The organism is Rhodococcus sp. PvR044, from assembly GCF_040548995.1.
Lineage (GTDB): Bacteria > Actinomycetota > Actinomycetes > Mycobacteriales > Mycobacteriaceae > Rhodococcus_G > Rhodococcus_G oryzae.
In genome coordinates this window covers 890,498-916,259 of record NZ_JBEPSX010000001.1, presented here as the reverse complement: position 1 = coordinate 916,259, position 25,762 = coordinate 890,498, and the positions used below count along the sequence as shown (strand labels likewise).

Sequence of the window (25,762 nt, the reverse complement as noted above, 5' to 3'; positions counted from 1 at the left end):
CAACGACTCGCGTTGATCGCCGCCGATCGAGGCTGCACCAGACCCGGCTGCGACGCCCCCGCCACCATGACCGCCGTCCACCACGTCCACGACTGGTCCAAGGGCGGCGCCACCGACATCGGCAGCATGACCCTCGGATGCGACGGCTGCCACGCACTCATCCACGACGGCCCCGGCGGCTGGCAAACCCGCACCGCGTCCAAAGCCTCCAAATACGCCGGACGCACCGAATGGATCCCACCGCCGCACATCGACCCCGAACAGAAACCCCGGATCAACCACCGCCACCACCCGAAAGAGCTCCTCGAACGCGCCCGGCGAAAAGCGCAGGCGCGTCGAAAGACAGCGAGCGCCCACAATGCAGCCGTACGTTCAGCTCGCGGGGTCGTAGTGGAACGCGCGTACCTCCTGCGCGCACTGGCAGGCAACCGCGATCTTCGCAGCCCATTTCAGTGCCGCCTCGCGGGAGGGCAACTCCAGCACCGTGTAACCGCCTTCGAGCTGCTTCGTCTGCGGGTACGTGCCCTCGGTCACCGTGCCATCCCCATCGACCAGGACAGGCGGAACGCTCTCGTCGATTCCACCGCCGAACACCCAGACGCCGGCGTCCTTCGCCTCCTCCACCACCGCGTGCGACGCATCCGACGCTGCCTGCAGAACCTCGTCGGGAAAGTCCATGGCGCCACTCGGGAACGAGATCAGGTACTTCGTCATCGCGTCGACTCCTTCTTGACGTTTCAGGGATCGGATCCAATCCTCGCCCACGCGGCGCGCGCTGCACACAGGAATGAGACCCGACTCGGACCCATTACCCGCACTCTCCGGATCCGACAGGGACGTGTCATCACCCCAGTTCAGGACCTGATTAGGATCTCCGGGTGACAGAGGAACGATTCGACACCAACGGGACTAACCGCATCACCGGCGTCGCCCTCACCAATGCCGCCGTCGTGCTGACCCTCGCCGACGGGCAAACACTCACTGAGCCGCTCCGGCGCCATGTTCGTCTGGAGAAGGCGACACCCGCGGAGCGGGAGCGGTGGGCGCTGACCGATGACGGTCACGGCGTGAACTGGCCGGAACTGTGGGAGCCGAGCCCGGAGGGAATGGTGAGCGTGTGGGAGATCCTGCAGGATCGCCTCTACGACGCCGCACTCGGCCGACTCATGACCGCCGATTGGAACGTGGATGCGATCTCGCCGCGCGACTGCGACCTGGTCGCGCTGTGGCGGGCGGAGGCCGACATCAACAACGGCGGGTTCCTGCAGTTCCTCGGGAACTGGGGCATCCGCAATCACGAGACCGCGGTCACCGCATTGGATGCGATCGGCGCGGCGGCGGCCGCCGGCATCCTGCGGGCGATGTTCATCGTCGTCGAGCCGCACCTCGCCGCAGGCGGGATCGAATCGATCTCGGACATCTACGGCCGCCTGACCGAAGCCGACAACGGACGCCTGGGCGAGCTGGACGAAGCCTTCTGGGAGTACCCAGACCCGCTCACCCGCCTCGTCGTGGAGCACTACGGCCCCTGATCTCAAGGGAGACAAGCGTTCCTACCTGATGCTCAGTTCCCCCGACACCGTTGCATGAATATCAACCCACGGCGGGGCGATCGCTCAGGAGGGCAGCCGCCAGTCGACCGGCCCCTCCCCCAGTTCGTCGAGGAGCCGGTTGGCGCGGCTGAACGGCCGCGACCCGAAGAATCCACGCCGGGCCGACAGCGGCGACGGATGCGCGGACTCGATCACCGGCACATCGCCGAGCATCGGCTTCAGGGTGCCCGCGTCACGTCCCCACAGGATCGCCACCATCGGCTCGGGCCTCGCGACCAGTGCCCGGATGGCCTGCTCGGTCACGGCTTCCCAGCCCTTGCCTCGATGCGCGGCCGCCCTGCCGGACTCGACGGTGAGCACCCTGTTGAGCAGCAGCACGCCCCGCTCGGCCCACGACGTCAGGTCGCCGTTGCCGGGCGTGGGCAACCCCAGATCCTCGCTGTACTCGGCGAAGATGTTGCCGAGGCTGCGCGGCACCGGACGCACGTCCGGCGCCACCGAGAAGCTCAGTCCCACCGCATGTCCCGGCGTCGGGTAGGGGTCCTGGCCCACGATCAGCACCCGGACGTCACGAAACGGCTGCCGGAAGGCCCGCAGCACGTTCTCCTGAGCAGGCAGGGGGTCGCGGCCCTGCGCGGCCTCGTCACGCACGAACTCCTCCATCGCGGAGATCCGTCCCGCAACCGGCGCCAGGGCCTGCGCCCAGCCCGCCTCCATCAGCTCGTCGAGCGGTCGGGCCGGCATCAGTCGAGACGCCGGAGCGCGTCCCGGTAGAACGCGGCGTTCGCCGAATAGGTCTTCACGTTGATATCCAGGTGCCCCTCGGGCACCTCGTAGCCCTCGCGGATCTTCGCGGGCACGCCGAGCGCCATCCGGCGCGCGGGCACCTCGAACTTGAACGGGATGACGGCTCCGGCGCCGACGATCGCGCCGCTGCCGACCTTCGAACCGTTCAGCACGACCGATCCGGACGCGATCAGGCAGTTGTCGCCGATGGTGGCGCCCTCGATGTGCGCGCTGTGCCCCACCACGCAGCCCGACCCGATCACCGTCGGATCGATCGGGGTGCAGTGGATGACGGTGCCGTCCTGGATGTTGGTGTCCGCGCCGATCGTGATGGTGCCGTAGTCGCCGCGCAGCACCGCCTGCGGCCACACCGAGGCACCCGCGGCCAGGGTGACCGCACCGATCACCACGGCGTCGGGGTGGACGTACGCGTCCGGATGGATGTCGGGAACGCGGTCACCGAGGGCGTAGATAGGCATGCGGGCAATCTATCTAATCGAAGCTCTGCCATCCGCCGCCGCCCGCCCAGGAACGGCCGTCGACCTGCACGCCGTCACCGGCCAGGACCGACCCGATCCGACGCCAGCCCGAAGGCAGCGACGCATCGGCGGGGAAGGTCGCGGCCAGGGCATGGTCCTCGCCACCGGTGAGCACCCAGTCGAGCGCGTCCGCCCCCAGCGCCGTCGCTGCCTCGGAGAGCTCGGGCCCGGGTTCGAGCAGCGCGCCGTCCAGGTCCATCGCGACCCCCGAGGCTGTGCACATGTGCCCCAGATCGGCGATCAATCCGTCGGACACATCGGTCATGGCGGTGGCCCCTGCGCGCGCCGCAACCGGACCGCTCTCATAGGGTGGGACCGGAACCTTGTGCGCGGCAACCAGTTCCGGGAAACGATCCGATTCGGCGAGCAACGCGGCCAGTCCCGCCGCCGACCAGCCGAGCCGACCCGCGACGGCCACCTGATCGCCGGGACGCGCCCCGGACCGCAGCACCGGCGCGTGCCCGCCCAGGTCTCCGAGCACTGTGATCGAGACCACCAACTGCTCCGCCTGCACCATGTCCCCGCCGATCACACCCGCACCGAACCCGGCCACCTCGGCCCAGATCCCGTCCGTCAGCGCGTCGGTGACGGATACCGGCGTGCTCGGTGGGCACCCGATCGCGACCAGGAACGAGGTCGGCCAGGCGCCCATCGCGACGATGTCCGCGCCGTTCTGCGCGACCGCCTTGCGCCCCACCTGTTCGGGGGTCGACCAGTCCAGCCGGAAGTGCCTGCCCTCGACCAGCATGTCGGTCGAGGCGACCACCGCGCCGTCCGGCGCCCGCACCACCGCGGCGTCGTCTCCGGGGCCGAGCAGCGTGCTCTCGGGTTGCGCTCGACCCGCCACCGCCCGGTCGATCACCGCGAATTCGCCGATGTCGGCGACCGTGCGCCCGGCATCGGTGCCGCGATCAGTCGATTCGATGACGCACCTCCGAGGAATGAGAACCGGTACCCTTTATCGCAGCCGGGAGTGACCCGACCGTGCAAGTGGCAGGCCAGGGCCACCGCGACTCTACCGAGGTCGCGGGCACTGCACCGAGAAGGGGCGTCAGCGATGCAAGCTTTCGTTCTGATCCAGACCGAGGTCGGCAAGGCCCTGCTCGTCTCCGAGGTGATCAGCCAGCTACCTGGCGTTCTCAGCGCGGAGGACGTCCTCGGCCCCTACGACGTGGTGGCCCGGGTCGAGGCCGCGGATACGACCGAGCTACCAGGCGTGGTGCAGCGGATTCAACGCGTCCAGGGAATCACCCGGACCCTGACATGTCAGGTTGCGGCACACTAGTAACCGTGAACGACCCCGATCTCCCCGATTCCGCTGACGCTCCCGAACCCACAGAACCCCATCCCACCGCACGGCGCAGCCCGGCGCTGATCGCCGTCGCGGTCGCCCTCCCGGTCGCCCTTGTGGTCGGCGTGCTCGTCGCCGCCGTGATCGCCGGACGCGACCCCATCCAGGAGCCGGTCGCGCTCGGCACGGTGCCCGCCCCCGCCGCCGAGTCCCCCGAGTGCGCCGCCCTGATCGCGGCATTGCCCGAGAACCTCGGCGATTTCGAGAGAGCCGAACTGATGGATCCGGCCCCCGTTGGAGCGGCCGCCTGGCAGGCGGACGACGCCAAGGAGGTCGTGCTTCGCTGTGGGGTGGACCGTCCGCTCGAGTTCAACGCGGCATCGCCGTTGACGGTGGTCGACGCGGTGCAGTGGTTCGAGGTTCCCGGCGAAGAAGGACTGGACGCCAGCACCTGGTTCGCGGTCGATCGAGGCGTCTACGTCGCACTGACCGTGCCGCACGGATCGGGTCCGACCCCACTGCAGGACGCCTCGGCCGCAATCACCAGCACTCTGGAGCAGCGGCCGCTGGACCCGGCGCCCATTCCGACCCCATGACCCCGGGCCTGCCGGCCTGCGTCAGCGCAGGCCGGTCCCCCGGGCCAGCGCCGTCTCGACCAGGGTGGACACCAGGGTCCGGTAGTCGATCCCGGCCGCGTCCCACATCCGCGGGTACATCGAGATCGAGGTGAACCCGGGCATCGTGTTGATCTCGTTGATCACCGGGCCGTTCTCGGTGATGAAGAAGTCGACCCGGGCGAGCCCCTGGCAGTCGAGCGCGGCGAAGGCCCGCACGGCGATCGCCCGGATCTCCTCGCTGATCGCGTCGTCGAGCTTGGCAGGGACATCGAACTCGCAGATGTCGTCGAGGTACTTGGTGTCGAAGTCGTAGAAGGCGCCGTCGTCGCCAGCGAACTCCGGCATCCGGATCTCCGCCACGACACTGGATTTCACTGAGCCATCCGGGAATTCGAGGACACCGCACTCGACCTCGCGGCCGACGATGCCCGCCTCGACGATGACCTTCGGGTCGTGTCTGCGGGCCATTTCGATCGCCGCGTCGAGCTGATCCCATGATGACACCCGGGAGATACCGATCGAGGACCCACCGCGGGCGGGCTTGACGAACACCGGGAGGCCGAGCCGCTCGCGATCGGCGGGCGACACCGTCGCGGTGCCCGCGCGCAGCACCACCTGCTCACCGATCGGCAGCCCATCGGCCGCGAGCAGCTTCTTGGTGAACTCCTTGTCCATGCCCGCCGCGCTGGCCAGCACACCGGGACCGACGTACGGCAGGCCCGCGAGCTCGAGCAGGCCCTGGATGGTGCCGTCCTCTCCGTAGGCGCCGTGCAGGACCGGGAACACCACGTCCACCGACGCGAGGACCGCGCCCGCCTCGTCGTTGCTCAGCGACACAAGCGCGCCCGAACGGGTCGGGTCGGCGGTCAGGGTCAGTGCGGTACCCGCCGCGTCGACGGTGGGCAGTGAGCGGCCCGCGATGGTGAGGGCGTCGGGATCCGTCGGACCGAGCACCCAGGCACCGTCGGGGGTGATGCCGATCGGCACCACCTCGTAACGCTCGGGATCGAGGTTGCGAAGCACACTACCAGCGGAAACACAGGAGACCGAGTGCTCACTGCTACGGCCACCGAAGACCACAGCCACCCTCGTACGCGGATTACTCACGTACCGAACCGTACCGTTGGACCAACCGATCTGCCGCGTCAGGTCACCGCTGATCGGGACCGCGCGAACCGTTCGGGCCTGCTCACTCGGGCTTGGTGCGCCGCCCCAGGAGCAGTCCGACGGCATCCGGGACCGACATGCCCTCGTGGCAGACCCGATGAACCGCGTCGGTGAGCGGCATCTCCACGTCGTGACTCGCCGCCAGCGCCCGCACCGAGGTGCAGGACTTCACGCCCTCGGCCACCTGCCCCTTCGTGGCCCGTTGCGCGCTCTCCATGGAGCCGCCCGCACCGAGATGGTGTCCGAAGGTCCGGTTTCGCGAGAGCGGCGAGGAGCAGGTCGCGACGAGGTCGCCGACGCCCGCCAGCCCGGCCAACGTCGCCGGGTTCGCGCCGAGCGCCACCCCGAGTCTGATCATCTCGGCCAGCCCACGGGTGATGATGGTGGCGTTGGTGTTCTCCCCCAGGCCGATCCCCGACGCCATTCCGCAGGCAAGGGCGATCACGTTCTTGCACGCTCCTCCCACCTCGCAGCCGATCACGTCGGAGTTGGTGTACGGACGGAAATACCCGGTGGCGCAAGCCTTTTGAAGGTCCACCGCGCGAACGGAATCGGTGCACGCGATCACGGTGGCTGCCGGCTGGCCCGCGGCGATCTCCCTGGCCAGGTTGGGCCCCGACAGCACCGCCACCCGCGACGGATCCGCACCCGCCACCTGGCTGATGACCTGGCTCATCCGCATCAGTGTCCCGCTCTCGATGCCCTTCGCCAGGGACAACAGCGTCGAATCGGGCTCGATCGACGGCGCCCAGGCACCGAGGTTCTCGCGCAGCGACTGCGAGGGCACGGCAAGGACGACGATATCGGCACCCTCGAGCGCGACGCGATGATCACTGGTCGCCGACAGCGAGGGCGGCAACGCGATCCCCTCGAGGTAGAACGGATTCTGGTGATCGACCGAGATCGACTCGGCCACTTCGGGTCTCCGCGCCCACATCGTGACATCGGTGCCGGCATCGGCCAACACCTTCGCGAACGCCGTCCCCCAGGATCCCGCCCCCAGTACCGCTGCCTTGCTCATGGAATGTCCCTTCCCCTCGCCACCCGCTGCCACCGGGACCCAAGAGTAGACGGCCGCAGGGGCACCGCGGTCTGCTCGCCCGCTGCGGCGTGCTGGCAGGATTGCCGGTATGGACCCAGCGCATCGCACGCCGCCCGCGGGGCAGGCGCACGTGTTGATCGCGGTCAAGGAGCTCGGCCGGGCCAAGAGCAGGCTGGCCGCCCGCCTCGGGCCGCAGGAGCGGACCGCGCTCGTGCTGGCCATGCTGCGCGACACCTTGACGGCGGCCGCGAACGCGTCGGGGATCGCCGAGCTCACGGTCATCACCCCGGACCCGTCGGTGGCCTTCGTGGCGCGCGAGTGCGGGGCCGGGCACTATGCCGATCCGGCAGGCGAGGGCGGCGATCGCCTCAACACCGTCCTGCGGGCCGCCGCCACCCATGTGCGATCGACCCACTGCCGCGGACCCATCGTGGCGTTGCAGGGCGATCTCCCCTGCCTACGCCCGGACGAGCTGACGGCGGCGCTGGCCGCTGGCGCACGGGCACCCCGCTCCTTCGTGGTCGATCACCACGGCACCGGGACCGCGGCGCTGATCGTCGGGGATCCGGAGGCCGACCTCGACCCCGCGTTCGGCCCGGACTCGGCGCGGCGACACCGCCTTTCCGGGGCCGCGGAACTGACCGGCGACTGGCCGGGGCTGCGACTCGATGTCGACACCGCGGCCGACCTCGATGCCGCGGTGCTGCTGGGGCCCGGCCGGGCGACCGCCGCGGAGCTCGACCGGATCGGCTGGCCTGGCGTCGCGGGAACCGCCCGGCGAATTCACCGAAGATAAATGCGCATCGTTTGTCGCCCACTCGCGATCTGGGGGATGATCTACGCGTGAGTAACGGTGAGGTACGCGGACAGGACGCCGGGCAGCACACGGCGTCGGGAACCGGCGAGCGCGATTGGAGCGCACCGATCGTCAATCACCTTCCGGTGATCCCGACCGCGCCGCCCGCCGCCACCCCGGTGGTGGTCGACGGTTCGGTCATCCCCCTGCCGGAGGAGCGCTACCTCAACCGCGAGCTGAGCTGGCTCGACTTCAACTCCCGGGTGCTCAGCCTCGCCGAGGATCCGTCGCTTCCGCTGCTCGAGCGCGCCAAGTTCCTCGCGATCTTCGCCTCGAACCTCGACGAGTTCTACATGGTCCGGGTCGCGGGCCTCAAGCGCCGGGACGAGACCGGACTCTCGGTCCGTTCCGCCGACGGCCTGAGCCCGCGCGAACAGTTGGCGCTGATCGGCAGGCGGACCCAGGAGATCGCAGAGAAGCACGCCAGGACCTTCCTGGACAAGGTGCTGCCCCAGCTCGCCGAGGAGGGCATCTCCATCATCGGCTGGGCAGACCTCGATGCCGACGAGGAGGAGCGCCTGTCCGCGCACTTCCGCGAGCAGGTGTTCCCCGTGCTGACCCCCCTCGCGGTCGATCCGGCCCACCCGTTCCCCTACATCAGCGGCCTGAGCCTGAACCTCGCGGTGACCGTGAAGGATTCGTCGACGGGCGGCGAGCACTTCGCGCGGGTGAAGGTGCCCGACAACGTCGACCGGTTCGTCCGCGTCAACCGCACCGATTCCCCCGCGACCACCCCGGCCTTCCTGCCCATGGAGGCGCTCATCGCGGCGCACCTGAACGCGCTGTTCCCCGGGATGGAGATCGTCGAGCACCACGCCTTCCGTATCACCCGCAACGCCGACTTCGAGGTCGAAGAGGATCGCGACGAGGATCTGCTGCAGGCCCTCGAGCGCGAACTGGCCCGCAGGCGGTTCGGGTCGCCGGTGCGGCTCGAGGTCGCGGACGACATGACCGAGCACATGCTCGAACTGCTGCTGCGCGAGCTCGACGTGGATCCGGGCGACGTGATCCAGGTCCCCGGCCTGCTCGACCTGTCCTGCCTGTGGCAGGTCTACGGCGTCGACCGCGCCAACCTCAAGGACGCCCCCTTCGTGCCCGCGACCCATCCGGCATTCGGAGAGCGGGAGACCCCGAAGAGCGTGTTCTCGACGCTGCGCGACGGCGACGTCCTGGTGCATCACCCCTACGACTCGTTCTCCACCAGCGTGCAGCGGTTCATCGAGCAGGCGGCGGCCGATCCGCATGTGCTGGCGATCAAGCAGACGCTGTACCGCACCTCCGGCGACTCCCCGATCGTGAACGCGCTGATCGACGCCGCGGAGGCTGGCAAGCAGGTGGTGGCGCTCGTCGAGATCAAGGCACGGTTCGACGAGCAGGCGAACATCAAGTGGGCGCGCAAGCTCGAACAGGCGGGCGTGCACGTGGTGTACGGGCTGGTCGGGCTCAAGACCCATTGCAAGACTTGCCTTGTCGTACGCCGGGAGGGCTCGGCGATCCGCCGGTACTGCCACATCGGCACCGGGAACTACAACCCGAAGACGGCCCGGCTGTACGAGGACGTGGGCCTGCTCACCGCCGCACCCGAAATCGGTGCCGACCTCACAGACCTGTTCAACTCGCTGACCGGATACTCGCGTAAGGCGCAGTACCGGAACCTACTGGTCGCTCCCTACGGCGTCCGCGACGGCATCATCAAGCGGATCGACGCGGAGGTCGCGCGCCAACTCGAGGGCAAGTCCGCGGGAGTCCGCCTCAAGGCCAACGCCCTGGTGGACGAGCAGGTGATCGACGCGCTCTATCGCGCCTCGCAGGCAGGCGTGCAGGTGCAGGTGGTGGTCCGCGGTATCTGTGCGCTCAAGCCAGGGGTGCCGGGACTGAGCGAGAACATCGAGGTCCGTTCGATTCTCGGGCGGTTCCTCGAGCATTCACGCATCCTGCATTTCGTCGGCGCGGAGGAATTCTGGATCGGCAGCGCCGACATGATGCACCGCAATCTCGACCGGCGGGTGGAGGTGATGGCCCAGGTGAAGGATCCGCGGCTGGCACGTCAGCTCGGCGACATCTTCGACTCCGCTCTCGACCCGACCACCAGGTGCTGGGTGCTCCAGTCCGACGGGCACTGGGCGGCCTCGCCCGCCAGGGGTGAAAGCGTCCGCGAGCACCAGCAGGAGCTGATGCGCGGCCGCCGTGCAATCGGCTCGTAGGAACGTTTTCCGGCCACCACAGGAAGGCAGCCAGTGAGCTCGAAGTCGGATCGACCCATCAAGGCCAACATCTTCGCGGCAGGTGCCGTGCTCTGGCGTAAGTCACCGACCAATCCCTACGAGATCGAGATCGCACTGATCCACCGGCCCAAGTACGACGACTGGTCCTTCCCCAAGGGCAAGCTCGACCCCGGGGAGACGCCGATCGTCGCGGCGCTGCGAGAGGTGCAGGAGGAGACCGGGCTACGGGTGCGCCTGGACCGGCGCGTGACCCGAGTCGCCTACGAGATCCCCGGCCACCGCAAGCGCAAGCGGGTCGACTACTGGGCCGCCGAATCACTCGGTGGCGAGTTCGTACCGAATTCCGAGGTCGACGAGCTCCGGTGGGTGGCACCCGAGGACGTGGCAGGCGAACTCTCCTACTCGGTGGACGGCAAGGTGATGCGCCGGTTCCTCCGTGTTCCCGCCGACACCACCACCATGCTCGTCGTCCGGCACGGCAAGGCCGGACGACGGAAGGACTCTCCGGACGACACGCTACGACCGTTGGATCAGCTCGGGCGCGTCCAGGCCGAGGCGCTGGTGCCCCAGCTCCTCGCCTTCGGTGCGACGGCGGTCCATTCAGCCGATCGCATCCGCTGCGAGCAGACGGTGGAACCGCTGGCGCGTGCGCTGGGCACCGAGATCGTGGCGGAACCGCTGCTCTCGGAGGAGGCGTACGCGGAGGATCCGGCCGCGGCCCGGTCCCGCGTGCGGAAGATCGCCACGCTCGGCGGCGTCCAGGTGATCTGCAGTCAGAGCGGGGTGATCCCCGACCTGCTGAGCTGGTGGGCGGAACGGGACGGGATCACCCTGCCGCCTGCCCGCAACCGGAAGGCCAGCACCTGGGTTCTCTCGTTCTCCGGGGGCAAGCTGGTGGACGCCAGCCACATCGACAGCCCGCTGCCCGAGAACGCCTGAGGCGGCCACCGATCCGACAGAGGGCGGCGACGGTTTCCCGTCGCCGCCCTCGATCTCGTGCGGGGCACGAGTAGTCGGTCGTGCCTACTTCTTGCGAGCGGGCGCCTTCTTGGCCGGCGCCTTCTTGGCCGGCGCCTTCTTGGCCGGAGCCTTCTTGGCCGGAGCCTTCTTCGCGACGACCTTCTTGGCCGGAGCCTTCTTCGCGGGCGCCGCCTTCTTCGCCACGACCGCCTTCTTGGCCGGTGCCGCCTTCTTCGCCACGACCGCCTTCTTGGCCGGTGCCGCCTTCTTCGCCACGACCTTCTTGGCCGGAGCCTTCTTCGCGGGCGCCGCCTTCTTCGCCACGACCGCCTTCTTGGCCGGTGCCGCCTTCTTCGCCACGACCTTCTTGGCCGGAGCCTTCTTCGCGGGCGCCGCCTTCTTGGCCGCAACCTTCTTCGCTGCGGTCTTCTTCGCCGCTGCCTTCTTCGCAGGTGCCGCGGCCGCCGAGCCACGCTTGACCGCGGGTCCGCTGGCCGGAAGCTTCTGGCTACCGGCGATCACGGCCTTGAACTGGGCGCCCGGACGGAACGCAGGCACCGAGGTCGGCTTGACCTTGACGGTCTCGCCGGTGCGCGGGTTACGCGCGACGCGGGCCGCACGGCGACGCTGCTCGAAGACGCCGAAGCCGGTGATCGTGACGCTCTCGCCCCTGTGCACGGCGCGCACGATGGTGTCGACGATGTGCTCGACCGCATCGGTTGCCGTACGGCGATCCGAGTCCAACCGTTCGGTCAAGATGTCAATGAGCTCTGCTTTGTTCATGGAAGTCCTCCGCAAACTGATGGCCCATTGTCGGACCGACTAGCAAACACGGTAATCCGGAAAAGGGCAAGAGTCTATGTGCCACGCCAATTCTCATGTACCTCTCAGAGGCGTGGCACCCTCTTTCGTGCCTGAATCCCGTTAGTCGGTCGTATTAGTTTCCCTCGGCAACCCGTGCCGGGAGGGTGGCAGGTTTCCATGACGGCCTTGACTTTTCGAACTCCGAAATCGCATCTACCTGCCGCAATGTCAATCCGATATCGTCCAGACCCTCGAGCAGACGCCACCGCGTGTAGTCATCAATGTTGAAGCGCACCACCAGCGTTCCTGCGGTCACCGTGCGCTCCGTGAGATCCACAACAATTTCGAGACCGGGCTGCTCTTCAAGCAACTTCCAGAGCAGTTCGACGTCCGACTGGTCGACCTGAGCGGCCAGCAGACCGGCCTTGCCGGAGTTGCCGCGGAAGATGTCCGCGAAGCGAGAGGCGATCACTACGCGAAATCCGTAGTCCGATAGCGCCCACACCGCGTGCTCACGGGACGAGCCGGTGCCGAAGTCCGGACCCGCGACGAGAACCGAGCCCTTGTCGTACGGCGGAATGTTCAGGATGAACTCGGGGTCGGCCCGCCAGCCCGCGAAGAGGCCCTCCTCGAAACCGCTACGAGAGACCGACTTTAGGTAGACCGCCGGAATGATCTGGTCGGTGTCGACATTGGAGCGCCGCAGGGGGACGCCGATTCCCTTGTGTGTCGTAAAGGCTTCCATCAAATACTCCTGTCGTTCCGGTGGTCTTCAGTCCAGGTCCACGGGCGCCGAGAGCGTGCCTCGCACCGCCGTCGCCGCCGCAACCAGCGGGGAGACGAGATGGGTCCGCCCGCCCTTGCCCTGCCTACCTTCGAAATTCCGGTTGGAAGTCGATGCCGAGCGCTCACCCGAGGACAGCTGATCGGGATTCATGCCGAGACACATCGAGCACCCCGCCTGCCGCCATTCCGCACCCGCTGCGGTGAAGATCTCACCGAGGCCCTCCTTCTCGGCCTGCGCGCGAACCCTCATCGAGCCGGGGACGACCAGCATCCGCACGCCCTCGGCCACCTTGCGACCCTTCAGCACGCCCGCCACGGCCCGCAGATCCTCGATCCGGCCATTGGTGCAGGAACCGACGAAGACCGTGTCCACGGCGATCTCACGCAGCGGAGTGCCTGCCGTCAGGCCCATGTAGGTCAACGCCTTCTCGGCGGCCTGGCGTTCGCTCTCGTCGACCATCTGGGTGGGATCCGGCACCGAGTCGCCGAGCGGCGCACCCTGGGCCGGGTTGGTCCCCCAGGTGACGAACGGGGTCAGCGAGTTCGCGTCGATGTAGACCTCTTGGTCGAAAGTCGCACCCTCGTCGGTCTTCAGCTGCTCCCACGCGGCGACGGCGGCATCCCAGTCCGCGCCCTGCGGCGCGTGCGGCCGTCCCTTGATGAACTCGTAGGTGATCTCGTCGGGCGCGATCATGCCCGCGCGGGCACCGGCCTCGATCGACATGTTGCAGACCGTCATTCGGGCTTCCATCGACATTTGACGGATGGCCGATCCGCGGTACTCCAGGACATAGCCCTGGCCGCCGCCAGTGCCGATCTTCGCGATGACGGCGAGCACGACGTCCTTGCTCGTCACCCCGGGCTGGAGTTCGCCGTCGACGTTGATCGCCATCGTCTTGAACGGGCGCAGCGACAGCGTCTGGGTCGCCATCACGTGCTCGACCTCGCTGGTACCGATTCCCATTGCGAGAGCACCGAAGGCGCCATGCGTGGAGGTGTGGCTGTCGCCGCACACCACGGTCATGCCGGGCTGGGTCAGGCCCAGCTGCGGACCGACGACGTGCACGATGCCCTGGTCGAGGTCGCCCATCGGATGCAGGCGGACACCGAACTCCTCGCAGTTGCGACGAAGGGTCTCGACCTGGATACGGGAGACCGGGTCCGCAATCGGCTTGTCGATGTCGATCGTCGGGACGTTGTGGTCCTCTGTGGCGATCGTGAGATCGGGGCGGCGCAATGGCCTGCCCGCCAACCGAAGGCCGTCGAAGGCTTGAGGACTGGTCACTTCGTGAATGAGGTGCAGATCGATGTAGATGAGGTCCGGGTTACGCGATGCGCCCTCCCCCTCGCCCTGGACGACGACATGCTCGTCCCACACCTTCTCTGCCAGGGTGCGCTTTCTACTGACCATGTTCTCCACCTCTCAGTGTGACTAGTGCGTCCCGGACATCGGACGGCCTGGAGTGCGCCACTTCCATCATCTCCCCGATCACGCCCGATCGAAGCCGTCCGAATTTCCATCTCAGAATGCGAGACGGTAGTATCGCCCTATGAGACAGCATAGCGGCTCCCCCGCCTCGAGCGGGATCGGGGTGCTCGACAAGGCGATGACCGTTCTCCACGCCGTTGCGGAGCAGCCCTGCAATCTCGGAGAGCTGTGCGCCCGCACGGGTCTGCCCCGGGCGACGGCTCATCGACTGGCGGTCGGCCTCGAGGTGCACCGACTCCTCGCCCGCGACGGCGACGGACTCTGGCGCCCTGGCCCCGGCCTTGCTGAGCTGGCCCCGACCGCACACGACAGCCTCCTCGAGGCGGCCGCCATGATCCTGCCGCGACTGCGCGAGATCACCGGAGAGAGTGTGCAGCTGTACCGCAGGGAGGGCACCCAGCGGGTGTGCGTGGCCTCCATGGAGCCGCCCACCGGCCTCCGGGACACCGTACTGGTCGGCGCACGGCTGCCGATGACCGCAGGCTCGGGAGCCAAGGTGCTACTGGCATGGGCGGATCCGCAGACCCAGCGGGCGGTGCTGGCCGACGCGCTCTTCAGCGAACGGGCACTGCTCGAGGTGCGCAAGCGTGGCTGGGCACAGAGCGCCGCCGAACGCGAACCCGGCGTGGCGAGCGTCGCGGCGCCGGTGCGTGATGGCGCGGGCGTCGTGGTCGCGGCGATCTCGGTCTCGGGCCCGATCGACCGAATGGGCAGGCGCCCCGGCGCCCGCTGGGCCGCCGATCTCCTCGCCGCCGCGGACGCACTCCACAAACGTCTGTAGCCGCCTTCGCATCCGATGTGGCCCATATGGCCACAGTCACATGTGTGGCCCATGGCACAGTGCATGCGAGAACAGGTTCCAATCCCCATGGGAGGACAGCGCAGTGGGCACCAACCAACGTAGCCAGATCACGATGAACGACGACGAGATCGCCGGGTTCATCGAACGCAGCCGGATCGCCACCATGGCCACGGTCGGCGCGAAGGGCGCGCCGCACCTGATCGCCATGTGGTACGCCGTGATCGACGGCGAGATCTGGTTCGAGACGAAGTCGAAATCACAGAAGGCCGTCAACCTCCGCCGGGACAACCGGATCACCGTGATGATCGAGGACGGCAACACCTACGACACCCTGCGCGGCATCTCCATCGAGGGCACCGCCGAGATCGTCGACGACCGAGACGCCCTCTGGCAGGTCGGCGTCAGCATCTGGGAGCGCTACACGGGCCCGTACTCCACCGACGTGGACCCGGCGATCGAGATGATGCTCAACAAGCGGGTCGCCGTGCGGGTGAAGATCGATCGCATCCGGTCCTGGGATCACCGCAAGCTCGGATTGCCCCAGATGCCCGTGGGTGGCACCACTGCGGCTTTCCTGTCGTAGCGCCACCGCAGAAATCTGCGGGACTTCCCGCGGCGGCGGCGGTACCGTCACGGTGCGACCAAACAGAATGGGAGGAGCGCACCGTGACTGACTCCGCGAAGGATCAGAACGAGAACGATCAGATCAAGCAGCAGTTCCGCGAGGCACTAGAGCGCAAGAATCACAAGAACGCGAACCCGACGGCCGCCACGGCCGGCGATTCGAAGATTCATCACACGCACGGCCCCGCCGATCACAAACGAGAATTCCGCCGCAAGAGCGGCTAGCCGTTTCGAGCGAAGGCGCTCACCCGACTCGGGTGGGCGCCTTTTTTCGAGCGCCGCCCGTTCGATCTGCCGGAGACAAGAAAAAGACCCCCTGGCATGTGCCAGAGGGTCTTCTTCATTTGTAGCCCCGACGGGATTCGAACCCGCGCTACCGCCTTGAGAGGGCGGCGTCCTAGGCCGCTAGACGACGGGGCCAAGAACACGCTGTACTGATTTGTTGCGCTGCTGTGGAACTCTTCCGGAGAGAAGTTCCGCATCAGTGGAAGCTCGGCTAGCTTAGCTGGCCGGAGTTCAGAGTCAAAATCGTCTGAACTCTCCGCTGGGGTACCAGGACTCGAACCTAGAATGGCGGTACCAGAAACCGCTGTGTTGCCAATTACACCATACCCCAATGACCTCGGCGGCTCGCTCAACCTTGCGGCTGTGCTCTCCGTTTCGGACGAGGAGAACAATAGCAAAGCCCTAGGGCCATTCTCCAAATCGGCTGGTCAGGGGCCTGAAATTGCCCCTGGCCAGCCGACAGGAACTCCTACTGACCCACCTGAGCGCGTGCCGAGCGCAGCCGGGCCATCGTCTTCTCCCTGCCGAGCAGCTCCATCGACTCGTACAGCGGCGGGCTGATGTGTGAGCCGGTCACCGCGACCCGCACGGGCGCAAAGGCCTTGCGCGGCTTGAGTTCCAGGCCATCGATGAGAGCGGCCTTGAGAGACTCCTCCAGGTCCGCGCTCGCCCAGTTCGGCGTCGCCTCGAGCGCGGCGATCGTGGCGTCGAGCACGGGAGCGGAATCCGCGCCCAGGTTCTTCGCGGCCGCGGCCGGATCGATCGCGAACTCGGACTCGTCCACGAAGAGGAACTTGAGCAGATCCCACGCATCGGCGAGGACGACGATGCGCGTCTGCACGAGTTCGGCCGCGACGGCGAACGAGGCCTCGTCAAGCGACTCAACGGGATGACCGTGACCGGCCAGGAACGCCCGCAGCCGCGCCGTGAAATCGGCGGGGTCGAGCAACCGGATGTGCTCGGCGTTGATCGCGTCGGCCTTCTTCTGGTCGAAACGCGCCGGATTGGAGTTGACCTTCGAGATGTCGAAGGCCTCGACCATCTCCGTGAGCGAGAACACGTCGCGATCGTCCGCGATGCCCCAGCCGAGCAGGGCCAGGTAGTTGAGCAGGCCCTCGGGAATGAAGCCGCGGTCCCGATGGATGAACAGGTTCGACTCGGGGTCGCGCTTCGAGAGCTTCTTGTTGCCCTGTCCCATCACGAACGGGAGGTGACCGAACTCCGGGGTGAGCTCCGCGACGCCGATCCGCTGCAGCGCCTCGTAGAGGGCCAGCTGGCGCGGCGTCGACGACAGCAGGTCCTCGCCACGCAGCACGTGAGTGATCTTCATCAGCGCGTCATCCACGGGGTTCACCAGGGTGTACAGCGGGATGCCGTTGCCCCGGGTGAGCGCGAAATCGGGCACCGTGCCCGCCTTGAAGGTGGTCTCGCCGCGAACCAGGTCGTTCCAGGTCAGGTCGTGGTCGGGCATCCGCAACCGCACGACGGGCTTACGCCCCTCGTCGAGGTACGCCTGACGCTGCTCGGCGGTCAGATCGCGATCGAAATTGTCGTACCCGAGCTTGGGGTCACGGCCGGCCGCCTTGTGCCGCTCCTCGACCTCCTCGGGGGTGGAGAAGGACTCGTAGGCCTCCCCCGCCGCCAGCAGCTTCGCGACGACCTCGAGGTGCAGGTCTCGTCGCTGCGACTGGCGGTACGGCGCGTACGGGCCGCCGACCTCGGGACCCTCGTCCCAGGTCAGGCCGAGCCAGTTCAGCGCGTCGAGGATCGCCTGGTAGGACTCCTCCGAGTCCCTCGCGGCGTCGGTGTCCTCGATACGGAAGACGAACTTGCCGCCGTGGTGCCGGGCATAGGCCCAGTTGAACAGGGCCGTACGGATCAGCCCGACATGGGGCGTGCCGGTCGGCGAGGGACAGAAACGAACACGCACTTCGCTGGAGGTCATGGCTCACTTGGGTCGGAGGGGGGAATCGGTCCCCTACAGGCTAGTCTTCCCCGCCCCCACCCGGCCCGGCAGTGACCACCGACCGTCGCAACGCCGCCGGACTCAGCCCTTGGCGGCCACCGGGTTGGCGAGGGTACCGATCCCCTCGATGGTGACGCTCACGGTGTCGCCCGCGACGATCGGACCGACCCCCTCGGGGGTGCCGGTCAGGATGACGTCACCGGGGAGCAGCGTCATCACCGCGGAGACCCACTCGATGATCTTCGGAATGTCGTGCAGCAGAAGCGAAGTCCGGCTGCGCTGCTTGACCTCACCATCGACATCCGTCTTGATCTCGAGATCTGAGGCGTCGAGGGTGGTCTCGATCCACGGGCCGAGTGGGCAGAACGTGTCGTGCCCCTTGGCCCTGGTCCACTGACCGTCCTGGCGCTGTTGATCGCGCGCGGACACATCGTTCGCGGCGGTGTATCCGAGCACCACGTCGAGCGCCTTCGCGGCGGGCACGTCCTTGCAGGGACGCCCGATGATGATCGCGAGCTCGCCCTCGTAGTGCACCTCATTCGAGCTGGGCGGCAACATGATCGGCACGCCGGGGCCGATGATCGAGGTGTTCGGCTTGAGGAAGATCACCGGATCCTCGGGCGCCTCGGAGCCCATCTCGGCCGCGTGCGCCGCATAGTTCTTGCCGATGCAGATCACCTTGCTGGCCAGGATCGGCGCGAGCAGCCGGACATCGGCGAGCGGCCAGCTCCTGCCGGTGAATGTCGGGTTGCCGAACGGGTGCTCGGCGATCTCCTTCGCGGTCTGCGCGTCACCCTCCCCTTCGATGGAAACAAAGGCGACCCCATCGGGGCTGGCGATTCGACCTAGACGCATGGCGGCAGTCTATCGGCCGCCACCGGACCCCCGCGTCCGCCCGTGGCGCGCGGCCGGGAACGGCGCGATACACTCGATCTCAAATTCCATTCTATAAGATTCTCATTCCACATCTTGGGACGGCTTGCATGAGTGTTCAGGAACAGAACAGACAGGATCCGCAGATCACCGCGCCCAGGCGGTGGTCCATGCTCGGCCTCGGTGTCCTCGCCCAGGCTGCGGGCGGCGTATTCGCCAACGCGCCCGCCTTCCTCATCCCGACCCTGCACGACGCGCAGGGCATGAGCCTGGCCCGCGCCGGGCTGATCGCGGCCGCCCCGACGGTCGGCTTCCTCGTCAGCCTGTTCGCGTGGGGTGTGGTGGTCGACCGGATCGGCGAACGCCGGGTGCTGGCCATCGGACTCGGCGCCGCCGCCCTCGCGACTGCCGCGGCCGCCGCACTGAGCGCGTCCTTCCTGGCACTGGGGGTGTTCCTGTTCCTCGGCGGTGTGGCCGCCTCGAGTGCCAACGCCGCCAGCGGGCGGGTTGTGGTGGGCTGGTTCCCGCCGCACCGGCGCGGATTCGCGATGGGCGTGCGCCAGATGGCACTGCCCCTCGGGGTTGCGGTGGCCGCGCTGACCGTCCCGAACCTGGCCGCCGACCACGGGATCGGCTGGGCGCTGGCCGTGCCCGCGATCATCTGCGCGGTCGCCGCACTGGCCTGCCTGGTGTTCGTGGTCGACCCACCGCGACCCAGCCGCGCGGCCGCGTCGTCGCAGGGCCTGTTGGCCAACCCGTACCGGAACCAGAGCGTGCTGTGGCGAATCCACTCGGTCTCCGCGGTGCTGGTGGTGCCGCAGTACCTGGTGTGGACCTTCGTCCCGGTCTGGCTGATCACCGACCAGCACTGGTCGGCGGCGTCGGCGGGCATCCTCATCACCGCGACCCAGCTGCTGGGCGCGCTTGGCCGGATCGGTGCGGGAATCTGGTCGGACCGGGTCGGCAGCCGGATGGGCCCGCTGCGGACCGTCGCGGTCGCCGCGGCGCTGTCCATGGCGGCGCTGGCGATCACGGACTGGCTCGACTCGCCGATCTCCGTCGCCCTGATGGTGGTGGCCTCGGTGATCACGGTGGCCGACAACGGACTCGCCTTCACCGCGGTTGCGGAGATCGCGGGCCCGTATTGGAGCGGCAGGGCCCTCGGCGCCCAGAACACCGGCCAGTTCCTGGTTGCCGCGTTCGTGCCGCCGGTGTTCGGCGCGGTGATCGGGACTCTCGGCTTTCCTGCCGCCTTCGCGCTCGCCGCCGCGCTACCGCTGGCCGCCGCCCCGCTGGTCCCCGCCGACCCGCCGACATCGACGTGAACCAACCCCGAACGCACTCCGCCCGCGAACCTTTCGGTTCGCGGGCGGAGTGCTACTACGGAGTTTTCGCCGAGCCTAGAGGCTCGCGGCGATGCGGTCGCCGACCTCGGAGGTCTTGATCGGACCGTCACCGCGGGCCGCGAGATCGGCCTCGACGGCCTGCTCGACGCGGGCCGCATCCTCCTCGCGCCCGAGGTGACGCAGCATCAGTGCCACCGACAGGATCGCGGCGGTGGGATCGGCGATGCCCTTACCCGCGATGTCAGGAGCCGAGCCGTGCACGGGCTCGAACATCGACGGGTTGGTGCCCGAGGCGTCGATGTTGCCGGACGCCGAGAGACCGATACCACCGGTGACCGCGCCTGCCAGGTCGGTGATGATGTCGCCGAACAGGTTGTCGGTGACGATCACGTCGAAGCGCGACGGGTCGCTGACCATGTAGATGGTGGCGGCGTCGATGTGGCAGTACGCGGTCTCGACGTCCGGGTACTCGGCACCGACGGTCTCCACCGCACGAGACCAGATCGCGCCCGCGTTGGAGAGCACGTTGGTCTTGTGGATCAGCGTGAGGTGCTTGCGCCGCGTCTGCGCCAGCTCGAAGGCGTAGCGGACGACGCGCTCGGCACCGAACCACGTGTTGATCGACACCTCGGTGGCGATCTCGTGCGGCGTCCCGACGCGGATGGCGCCGCCGTTGCCGGTGTACGGGCCCTCGGTGCCCTCGCGCACCACCACGAAATCGATGTCCGGGTTGGCTGCCAGCGGCGACGTCGCGCCCGGGTACAGCCGCGACGGACGCAGGTTCACATGGTGATCGAGCTGGAACCGCATGTTCAGCAGCAGGCCACGCTCGAGGATGCCGGGGCCGACCAGGCGCGGGTCGCCGATCGCGCCGAGCAGGATCGCGTCGTGCTCGCGAATCTGCGCGAGCTCCGCGTCCGGCAGCAGTTCACCGGTCGCGTTGTAGCGCGTCGCACCGAGGTCGTACTCGGTGGTCTGCAGGTCGGGGACCAACTTGCGCAGCACCTTGAGCGCCTCTGCCGTGACCTCGACCCCGATGCCGTCGCCGGGAATGACTGCAAGCTTCATGTACTTACCCACTTCCTCGCAGAGACGAAATCAGGACAGGTCGACCTGGGCCACGCGGGCGTCGAGCTGTGCGACGACCTCCGCGACCTCGGCATCGCCGACCACGCGGTCCACGCGCAGGATGACGGTGGCGCCCTCGCCCTCCACGTCCTGGCTCAACGCCGCGGCCTGGATGTCGATGCCTGCGTTGCCGAGCACAGTGCCGAGGGTGCCGAGCACGCCCGGACGATCCTGGTAGTGCACGACGATGTTGTGGCCCTCGGCGCGCAGGTCGAAGCTGCGACCGTTGACGTTGACGATCTTCTCGATCTGCTGCAGGCCGGTCAGCGCGCCCGCGACGGCGGTGACGGTGCCGTCGGCCGCGACGGCCCGCACCTCGACCGCGCTGCGGTGCGTGAGCGCCTCGCTGTGCTTGTCGACCTCGACGCTCACGCCACGCTGCTCGGCGAGCGCGGGCGCGTTGACGAAGGTGACCGGCTCGTCGCTGCTGGCCGAGAAGAGTCCGCGCAGCGCGGCAAGGCCGAGGATCTCGACGTTCTCCGCCGACAGCTCACCGCTGACGATGACCTGGATGTTCTGCACGGCCTCCGGGGAGAGGGTGCCCGCGAGCAGACCGAGCTTGCGGACCAGGTCGAGCCACGGCGCGACCTCCTCGCCGACCGGGCCACCGGAGACGTTGACGGCCTCGGGCACGAACTCGCCCGCCAGCGCGAGCAGCACGCTCTTGGCGACGTCGGTGCCCGCGCGGTCCTGGGCCTCCGAGGTGGACGCGCCTAGGTGCGGGGTGACGACGACGTTGTCGAGGTCGAACAGCTTCGAGTCGGTGCACGGCTCGGTGTTGAACACGTCCAGGCCCGCGGCGCGGACCTTGCCGGAGACGAGCGCGTCGTACAGCGCATCCTCGTCGATCAGGCCGCCGCGGGCGGCGTTGACGATGATCAGCCCGTCCTTGGCAGTGGCGAGACGCTCGGCGTTGATCAGGCCGGCGGTCTCCTTGGTCTTCGGCAGGTGCACGGAGATGAAGTCCGAGCGCTTGACCAGCTCGTCGATGTCGACGAGCTCGATGCCGAGCTGCGCGGCGCGGGCCGCGGGCAGGTAGGGGTCGTACGCGATGACGTGGGTCTCGAACGCCGCGAGGCGCTGCGCGAACAGCTGTCCGATCCGGCCGAGGCCGACGACGCCGACCGTCTTGCCGAGGATCTCGGTGCCGTTGAAGCTCGAACGCTTCCAGGTCTTCTCGCGGAGGGTGCGGTCGGCGGCCGGGATCTGGCGCGCGGTGGCCAGCAGCAGGGCGACGGCGTGCTCGGCTGCGGTGTGGATGTTCGAGGTCGGCGCGTTGACGACCATCACGCCGCGCTCGGTGGCGGCCGGGATGTCGACGTTGTCCAGGCCGACGCCTGCACGGCCGACGATCTTCAGCTTGGTGCCCGCGGCGAGGACGTCCGCGTCGACGGTGGTCGCCGAGCGGACCAGGATCGCGTCGGCCTCGGGGACGGCGGCCAGCAGGGCGGGACGGTCGGGACCGTCGACCCAGCGCACTTCCACGCCATCGCCGAGCGCCTCGACCGTGGACGGCGCGAGCTTGTCTGCGATCAGAACAACGGGACGGCCTGGCTGGCTCACGAGTGAACTCCTGTGTTAGGTGTCGGGCGGATCGTCCGCGGCCCGGCGCCGCCTCGGGCGCCCACGTGAGGCCGTGACCGAAGACAGCTTAGTGTGCGGGCCCCCGGGTTTCGGCACCCTGGGTGCGCCGATACCAGATAGTGGACACCTCGTGGGACGGATCACTCAGCCGGAGCGGCCGGCCTCGAACGCCTCCACCGCGGCGTCGAGGGTCGGATAGAACCTGTCGTGGCCGAAACGGTCGCCGACCCCGAACAGGATCAGCCGATCCTTCACCGGTCCCTTCATCTCGGCGAAGACCAGTCGCACCCCGTGGCTGTCCAGGTACTGGTCGAGCTCCACCAGTTCGTCCACCGCCGTGGTGTCGAGCCCGGTCAACGGCTCCGAGGCGATCACCACCCATCGGACCGGATCGGGCGCGTCGGTGACGAGCCCCCGCACGTAGTCATCGAACAGCGCACCGTTCGCGAAGAAGAGCTGTGCGTCGAACCGCGCGATGACCAGGCCCGGGATCCGGTGGCCCTCGGGGTGCCTGGCGAGGTCGTGGTAGCCGTCGAGGTCGGGTACCACCACCAGTTCCGCACGGTACGGCTGCCACGCGTGCACGACGACGGCCACGAAGGACAGGGCGATCGCCACCACGATGCCCTCCAGCACCCCGACCAGCGCGACGCCGAGGAACGCGGCGATCGCCAGGGACGCCTCCACCTTGCTCATCCGCCACATCGCCACCATCCCGCGGACGTCCACCAGCGAGGTCGCCGCCACGATCACCACCGACGCCAGCACCGCCGACGGCAGGTAACCGGTGACGCCGGGCGCGACGAGGATGAACAGCACGATGGCCAGCGCACCGACCACCCCGACGAGCTGGGTCTTGGCACCGTTCTGTTCGGCGACCGGGGTGCGCGAGGAGCTCGCGGACATCGGGAATCCGCCGAGCAGCCCGCTGGCCACGTTGGCGGTCCCGATCGCTCGCATCTCGATGCTGCCGTTGACACTCTCGCCGCGCCGCGCCGCGAAGGTGCGCGAGAGCACCCCGGTGTCGGCGAACGCGATCAGCGCGATGCCCGCGGCCGGGACGATCAGGTCGGCGACGTCGGACCAGGCCAGCCCACCGAGCGCGGGTGCAGGCAGGCCCTGCGGCAGCGCGCCGACCATCGGGAGGTCGTCCTGCAGACCCAGGACGTAGGCCAGGATGATCGCGCCAACCACCGCGACCAGCACACCGGGGATGCGGCTGTGCAGCAGCTTGAAGGCCAGGATGACCGCGATGCCGCCGATGCCGAACGCGGCGGCGGTCGGGTCGATCTCGCCGTCGGCGATCGCGACAACGGTGTTGCGGGCCTCGTCGATGAGGTTGACGCCGTCGACGGAGAAGCCGAGCAGCTTCGGTATCTGGCTGACGACCACGACAAGGGCGATGCCGTTGAGGTAGCCGAGCCGAATCGGTTTGGACAGCAGGTCCGTGACGAAGCCCAGGTTCAGCAGGCCACCGGCGACCAGGATCAGGCCCATCAGGATCGCGAGCAGTCCGGCGAGGGCGACGGCCCGGTCAGGATCTCCTGCGGCGAGCGGCAGTACGGCCGCGCCGATGATCGGGGCGAGCGAGGAATCGGGGCCGAGCACCAGGATCTTCGAGGGCCCGACCAGTGCGTAGACGAGCAGCGGCACGATGGTGGCGTATAGGCCGGTCTCCGGGGGCAGGCCTGCCGCCTCGGCGTACCCCATGCCCGCGGGGATCAGCAGCGCGGTGAGCGCGACCCCGGCGGTGAGGTCGGGGCGCAACCAGGACCGCTCGTATCGGCGGGCGACCTCGACACCAGGAAGCCATGACCCAAGGGACGATTGTCGTGCCATCCATCACCTACCCCGGACAACGCAAGGGCCCGATGCCCTCCGTGACAGTCTGCACTGTCACGGGGTGACATCGGGCCCCGAAATGCGCTTCGCGCCCCGTGAGTCTTTTCGGCCCCCTACGGGACCAAAAGGACTCACGGGTGGCGCAGCCGCCTAAGCGGTTTCGGTGATCGGGCGATCGACCCAGCTCATCAGGTCGCGCAGCTTCTTGCCGGTGACCTCGATCGGGTGCTCGGCGTTGGCCTTGCGCAGGCCCTCGAGCTCGGTGTTGCCGTTCTCGACGTTGGCGACCAGCCGACGGGTGAACTCGCCGGACTGGATGTCGGCCAGGATCGCCTTCATGCGGTCCTTGGTGCCTGCGTCGATGACGCGCGGGCCGGAGAGGTAGCCACCGAACTCGGCGGTGTCGGACACCGAGTAGTTCATGCGCGCGATGCCGCCCTCGTACATGAGGTCGACGATCAGCTTGAGCTCGTGCAGAACCTCGAAGTACGCCATCTCGGGCGCGTAGCCGGCCTCGACCATGACCTCGAAGCCCGTCTTGACGAGCTCCTCGGTGCCGCCGCAGAGCACGGCCTGCTCGCCGAAGAGGTCCGTCTCGGTCTCTTCCTTGAAGGTGGTCTTGATGACGCCGGCGCGGGTGCCACCGATCGCCTTGGCGTAGGACAGCGCCAGGGCCTGGCCCTCGCCCTTCGGGTCCTGGTCGACGGCGATGAGGGCGGGAACGCCCTTGCCGTCGACGAACTGACGGCGCACCAGGTGGCCGGGGCCCTTCGGGGCGACCATGCCGACGGTGACGAACTCCGGGGCCTTGATCAGGTCGAAGTGGATGTTCAGGCCGTGCCCGAAGAACAGCGCGTCGCCGTCCTTGAGGTTCGGCTCGATGTCGTTGGTGAAGATCGACGCCTGCGCGGTGTCGGGTGCCAGCACCATGATCACGTCTGCCCACTCGGCGACCTCGGCGGGCGTGCCGACGGTCAGGCCCTGCTCCTCGGCCTTGGCCCGAGACTTCGAACCCTCCTTCAGGCCGATGCGCACATCGACGCCCGAATCACGCAGGCTGAGCGAATGCGCGTGTCCCTGGCTGCCGTAGCCGATCACAGCGACCTTGCGGCCCTGGATGATCGACAGGTCGGCGTCATCGTCGTAGAACATCTCGACTGCCACTGGTATTACCTCTCCTCGGTTATCTGAAGACTT

25 protein-coding genes and 2 tRNA genes are annotated in these 25,762 nt (G+C 68.2%); 11 read left to right on the top strand and 16 right to left on the bottom strand.

The window, feature by feature from the left end; all coding sequences use genetic code 11:
• The first annotated feature begins 66 nt into the window (after positions 1–66).
• Together ABIC28_RS27235 and ABIC28_RS04110 are read left to right on the top strand one after the other, a co-directional pair.
• On the top strand, positions 67–882 hold the full coding sequence (locus ABIC28_RS27235; protein WP_502944993.1) for an HNH endonuclease signature motif containing protein: 816 nt from the start codon (positions 67–69) through the stop codon (positions 880–882).
• Positions 879–1,532: a DMP19 family protein gene (locus ABIC28_RS04110; protein ID WP_354577620.1), complete on the top strand. Its 654-nt coding sequence runs from the start codon at positions 879–881 to the stop codon at positions 1,530–1,532. Before ABIC28_RS27235 ends, ABIC28_RS04110 begins: the two co-directional genes overlap by 4 nt.
• An 84-nt stretch (positions 1,533–1,616) precedes the next feature.
• On the opposite strand, the gene ABIC28_RS04105 is transcribed toward ABIC28_RS04110, so the two are convergent.
• From ABIC28_RS04105 to ABIC28_RS04095, 3 genes are read right to left on the bottom strand one after another with little or no spacing between them, the layout of a single operon-like run.
• Positions 1,617–2,297 carry a uracil-DNA glycosylase gene (locus tag ABIC28_RS04105; protein WP_269588254.1) on the bottom strand — a complete coding sequence of 227 codons (681 nt, stop codon included), beginning with the start codon at positions 2,295–2,297 and terminating at the stop codon, positions 1,617–1,619.
• Entirely contained in the window at positions 2,297–2,818 is a 522-nt protein-coding gene (locus ABIC28_RS04100) for a gamma carbonic anhydrase family protein (protein ID WP_136906383.1), read from the bottom strand. Before ABIC28_RS04100 ends, ABIC28_RS04105 begins: the two co-directional genes overlap by 1 nt.
• Before the next feature lie 13 nt (positions 2,819–2,831).
• Entirely contained in the window at positions 2,832–3,803 is a 972-nt protein-coding gene (locus tag ABIC28_RS04095; RefSeq protein WP_354577970.1) for a thiamine-phosphate kinase, read from the bottom strand.
• A gap of 132 nt (positions 3,804–3,935) precedes the next feature.
• On the opposite strand from ABIC28_RS04095, the gene ABIC28_RS04090 reads away from it, so the two are divergent.
• Positions 3,936–4,163, top strand: coding sequence for an Lrp/AsnC ligand binding domain-containing protein (locus tag ABIC28_RS04090; RefSeq protein ID WP_354577617.1), 228 nt, complete (start codon positions 3,936–3,938; stop codon positions 4,161–4,163).
• On the top strand, positions 4,142–4,765 hold the full coding sequence (locus tag ABIC28_RS04085) for a DUF3515 domain-containing protein (protein ID WP_097213556.1): 624 nt from the start codon (positions 4,142–4,144) through the stop codon (positions 4,763–4,765). Before ABIC28_RS04090 ends, ABIC28_RS04085 begins: the two co-directional genes overlap by 22 nt.
• A gap of 21 nt (positions 4,766–4,786) precedes the next feature.
• On the opposite strand, the gene ABIC28_RS04080 is transcribed toward ABIC28_RS04085, so the two are convergent.
• Positions 4,787–5,893 carry a D-alanine--D-alanine ligase family protein gene (locus ABIC28_RS04080; protein ID WP_097213657.1) on the bottom strand — a complete coding sequence of 369 codons (1,107 nt, stop codon included), beginning with the start codon at positions 5,891–5,893 and terminating at the stop codon, positions 4,787–4,789.
• An 82-nt stretch (positions 5,894–5,975) separates the two neighbouring features.
• Complete coding sequence (locus ABIC28_RS04075) at positions 5,976–6,974, bottom strand: NAD(P)H-dependent glycerol-3-phosphate dehydrogenase (protein ID WP_097213557.1); 999 nt, start codon at positions 6,972–6,974, stop codon at positions 5,976–5,978.
• A 109-nt stretch (positions 6,975–7,083) separates the two neighbouring features.
• On the opposite strand from ABIC28_RS04075, the gene cofC reads away from it, so the two are divergent.
• From cofC to ABIC28_RS04060, 3 genes are all read left to right on the top strand, one after another.
• Entirely contained in the window at positions 7,084–7,791 is a 708-nt protein-coding gene (gene cofC / locus ABIC28_RS04070; RefSeq protein ID WP_354577613.1) for a 2-phospho-L-lactate guanylyltransferase, read from the top strand.
• Positions 7,792–7,919: 128 nt separating this feature from the next.
• Positions 7,920–10,055 carry an RNA degradosome polyphosphate kinase gene (locus ABIC28_RS04065; RefSeq protein ID WP_373560289.1) on the top strand — a complete coding sequence of 712 codons (2,136 nt, stop codon included), beginning with the start codon at positions 7,920–7,922 and terminating at the stop codon, positions 10,053–10,055.
• A 33-nt stretch (positions 10,056–10,088) separates the two neighbouring features.
• Positions 10,089–11,015, top strand: a complete 927-nt coding sequence (locus tag ABIC28_RS04060; RefSeq protein WP_354577611.1) for an NUDIX hydrolase — start codon at positions 10,089–10,091, stop codon at positions 11,013–11,015.
• A gap of 84 nt (positions 11,016–11,099) precedes the next feature.
• On the opposite strand, the gene ABIC28_RS04055 is transcribed toward ABIC28_RS04060, so the two are convergent.
• The 3 genes from ABIC28_RS04055 to leuC all read right to left on the bottom strand — a co-directional run bounded on the left by ABIC28_RS04055 (position 11,100) and on the right by leuC (position 14,037).
• A complete protein-coding gene (locus ABIC28_RS04055) occupies positions 11,100–11,819 on the bottom strand; it encodes an HU family DNA-binding protein (RefSeq protein ID WP_354577609.1) in 720 nt (239 codons plus the stop codon).
• Positions 11,820–11,973: 154 nt separating this feature from the next.
• Positions 11,974–12,585, bottom strand: coding sequence for a 3-isopropylmalate dehydratase small subunit (gene leuD, locus ABIC28_RS04050; RefSeq protein WP_097213562.1), 612 nt, complete (start codon positions 12,583–12,585; stop codon positions 11,974–11,976).
• 27 nt (positions 12,586–12,612) lie between these two features.
• Positions 12,613–14,037: a 3-isopropylmalate dehydratase large subunit gene (gene leuC, locus ABIC28_RS04045; protein ID WP_179800677.1), complete on the bottom strand. Its 1,425-nt coding sequence runs from the start codon at positions 14,035–14,037 to the stop codon at positions 12,613–12,615.
• Positions 14,038–14,176: 139 nt separating this feature from the next.
• On the opposite strand from leuC, the gene ABIC28_RS04040 reads away from it, so the two are divergent.
• From ABIC28_RS04040 to ABIC28_RS04030, 3 genes are all read left to right on the top strand, one after another.
• Positions 14,177–14,896: an IclR family transcriptional regulator gene (locus ABIC28_RS04040; RefSeq protein WP_097213564.1), complete on the top strand. Its 720-nt coding sequence runs from the start codon at positions 14,177–14,179 to the stop codon at positions 14,894–14,896.
• 103 nt (positions 14,897–14,999) lie between these two features.
• The gene (locus tag ABIC28_RS04035; RefSeq protein WP_354577605.1) at positions 15,000–15,500 is read left to right on the top strand and encodes a pyridoxamine 5'-phosphate oxidase family protein; all 501 of its coding nucleotides are present in this window, start codon (positions 15,000–15,002) and stop codon (positions 15,498–15,500) included.
• Between the two features lie 83 nt (positions 15,501–15,583).
• A complete protein-coding gene (locus ABIC28_RS04030; protein ID WP_077041171.1) occupies positions 15,584–15,766 on the top strand; it encodes a DUF5302 domain-containing protein in 183 nt (60 codons plus the stop codon).
• Positions 15,767–15,888: 122 nt separating this feature from the next.
• Here ABIC28_RS04030 and ABIC28_RS04025 read toward each other — a convergent pair.
• The 4 genes from ABIC28_RS04025 to ABIC28_RS04010 all read right to left on the bottom strand — a co-directional run bounded on the left by ABIC28_RS04025 (position 15,889) and on the right by ABIC28_RS04010 (position 18,647).
• A tRNA-Glu gene (locus tag ABIC28_RS04025) sits at positions 15,889–15,961 on the bottom strand.
• 124 nt (positions 15,962–16,085) lie between these two features.
• Positions 16,086–16,157 (bottom strand) — tRNA-Gln (locus tag ABIC28_RS04020).
• A gap of 138 nt (positions 16,158–16,295) precedes the next feature.
• Complete coding sequence (gltX, locus tag ABIC28_RS04015; RefSeq protein WP_354577602.1) at positions 16,296–17,771, bottom strand: glutamate--tRNA ligase; 1,476 nt, start codon at positions 17,769–17,771, stop codon at positions 16,296–16,298.
• A gap of 102 nt (positions 17,772–17,873) precedes the next feature.
• Positions 17,874–18,647 carry a fumarylacetoacetate hydrolase family protein gene (locus ABIC28_RS04010; protein ID WP_354577600.1) on the bottom strand — a complete coding sequence of 258 codons (774 nt, stop codon included), beginning with the start codon at positions 18,645–18,647 and terminating at the stop codon, positions 17,874–17,876.
• Positions 18,648–18,775: 128 nt separating this feature from the next.
• Between ABIC28_RS04010 and ABIC28_RS04005 the strand changes: the two genes are divergently transcribed.
• Complete coding sequence (locus ABIC28_RS04005; RefSeq protein WP_181320864.1) at positions 18,776–19,990, top strand: MFS transporter; 1,215 nt, start codon at positions 18,776–18,778, stop codon at positions 19,988–19,990.
• 75 nt (positions 19,991–20,065) lie between these two features.
• Here the strand turns inward: ABIC28_RS04005 and ABIC28_RS04000 are convergent, their stop codons facing one another.
• The 4 genes from ABIC28_RS04000 to ilvC all read right to left on the bottom strand — a co-directional run bounded on the left by ABIC28_RS04000 (position 20,066) and on the right by ilvC (position 25,717).
• Positions 20,066–21,079 (bottom strand): 3-isopropylmalate dehydrogenase, encoded by a 1,014-nt coding sequence (locus tag ABIC28_RS04000; protein WP_077041169.1) that lies wholly within the window; start codon positions 21,077–21,079, stop codon positions 20,066–20,068.
• Between the two features lie 30 nt (positions 21,080–21,109).
• The gene (gene serA / locus ABIC28_RS03995) at positions 21,110–22,702 is read right to left on the bottom strand and encodes a phosphoglycerate dehydrogenase (RefSeq protein WP_097213568.1); all 1,593 of its coding nucleotides are present in this window, start codon (positions 22,700–22,702) and stop codon (positions 21,110–21,112) included.
• A 165-nt stretch (positions 22,703–22,867) separates the two neighbouring features.
• Entirely contained in the window at positions 22,868–24,562 is a 1,695-nt protein-coding gene (locus tag ABIC28_RS03990; protein WP_097213569.1) for a SulP family inorganic anion transporter, read from the bottom strand.
• 153 nt (positions 24,563–24,715) lie between these two features.
• Entirely contained in the window at positions 24,716–25,717 is a 1,002-nt protein-coding gene (gene ilvC / locus ABIC28_RS03985) for a ketol-acid reductoisomerase (RefSeq protein ID WP_179800683.1), read from the bottom strand.
• Positions 25,718–25,762: the final 45 nt, after the last annotated feature.

Bases quoted from the DNA above. Each gene is read 5' to 3' on its own strand.
- cofC (WP_354577613.1), top strand. From the start codon at position 7,084: ATGGACCCAGCGCATCGCACGCCGCCCGCGGGGCAGGCGCACGTGTTG.
- ABIC28_RS27235 (WP_502944993.1), top strand. From the start codon at position 67: ATGACCGCCGTCCACCACGTCCACGACTGGTCCAAGGGCGGCGCCACC.
- gltX (WP_354577602.1), bottom strand. From the start codon at position 17,771: ATGACCTCCAGCGAAGTGCGTGTTCGTTTCTGTCCCTCGCCGACCGGC.
- ABIC28_RS04105 (WP_269588254.1), bottom strand. From the start codon at position 2,297: ATGCCGGCCCGACCGCTCGACGAGCTGATGGAGGCGGGCTGGGCGCAG.
- ABIC28_RS04055 (WP_354577609.1), bottom strand. From the start codon at position 11,819: ATGAACAAAGCAGAGCTCATTGACATCTTGACCGAACGGTTGGACTCG.
- ABIC28_RS04000 (WP_077041169.1), bottom strand. From the start codon at position 21,079: ATGAAGCTTGCAGTCATTCCCGGCGACGGCATCGGGGTCGAGGTCACG.
- ABIC28_RS04085 (WP_097213556.1), top strand. From the start codon at position 4,142: ATGTCAGGTTGCGGCACACTAGTAACCGTGAACGACCCCGATCTCCCC.
- ABIC28_RS04005 (WP_181320864.1), top strand. From the start codon at position 18,776: ATGAGTGTTCAGGAACAGAACAGACAGGATCCGCAGATCACCGCGCCC.
- leuD (WP_097213562.1), bottom strand. From the start codon at position 12,585: ATGGAAGCCTTTACGACACACAAGGGAATCGGCGTCCCCCTGCGGCGC.
- ABIC28_RS04100 (WP_136906383.1), bottom strand. From the start codon at position 2,818: ATGCCTATCTACGCCCTCGGTGACCGCGTTCCCGACATCCATCCGGAC.
- leuC (WP_179800677.1), bottom strand. From the start codon at position 14,037: ATGGTCAGTAGAAAGCGCACCCTGGCAGAGAAGGTGTGGGACGAGCAT.
- ABIC28_RS04010 (WP_354577600.1), bottom strand. From the start codon at position 18,647: ATGCGTCTAGGTCGAATCGCCAGCCCCGATGGGGTCGCCTTTGTTTCC.
- ABIC28_RS04075 (WP_097213557.1), bottom strand. From the start codon at position 6,974: ATGAGCAAGGCAGCGGTACTGGGGGCGGGATCCTGGGGGACGGCGTTC.
- ilvC (WP_179800683.1), bottom strand. From the start codon at position 25,717: ATGTTCTACGACGATGACGCCGACCTGTCGATCATCCAGGGCCGCAAG.
- ABIC28_RS03990 (WP_097213569.1), bottom strand. From the start codon at position 24,562: ATGGCACGACAATCGTCCCTTGGGTCATGGCTTCCTGGTGTCGAGGTC.
- ABIC28_RS04090 (WP_354577617.1), top strand. From the start codon at position 3,936: ATGCAAGCTTTCGTTCTGATCCAGACCGAGGTCGGCAAGGCCCTGCTC.
- ABIC28_RS04040 (WP_097213564.1), top strand. From the start codon at position 14,177: ATGAGACAGCATAGCGGCTCCCCCGCCTCGAGCGGGATCGGGGTGCTC.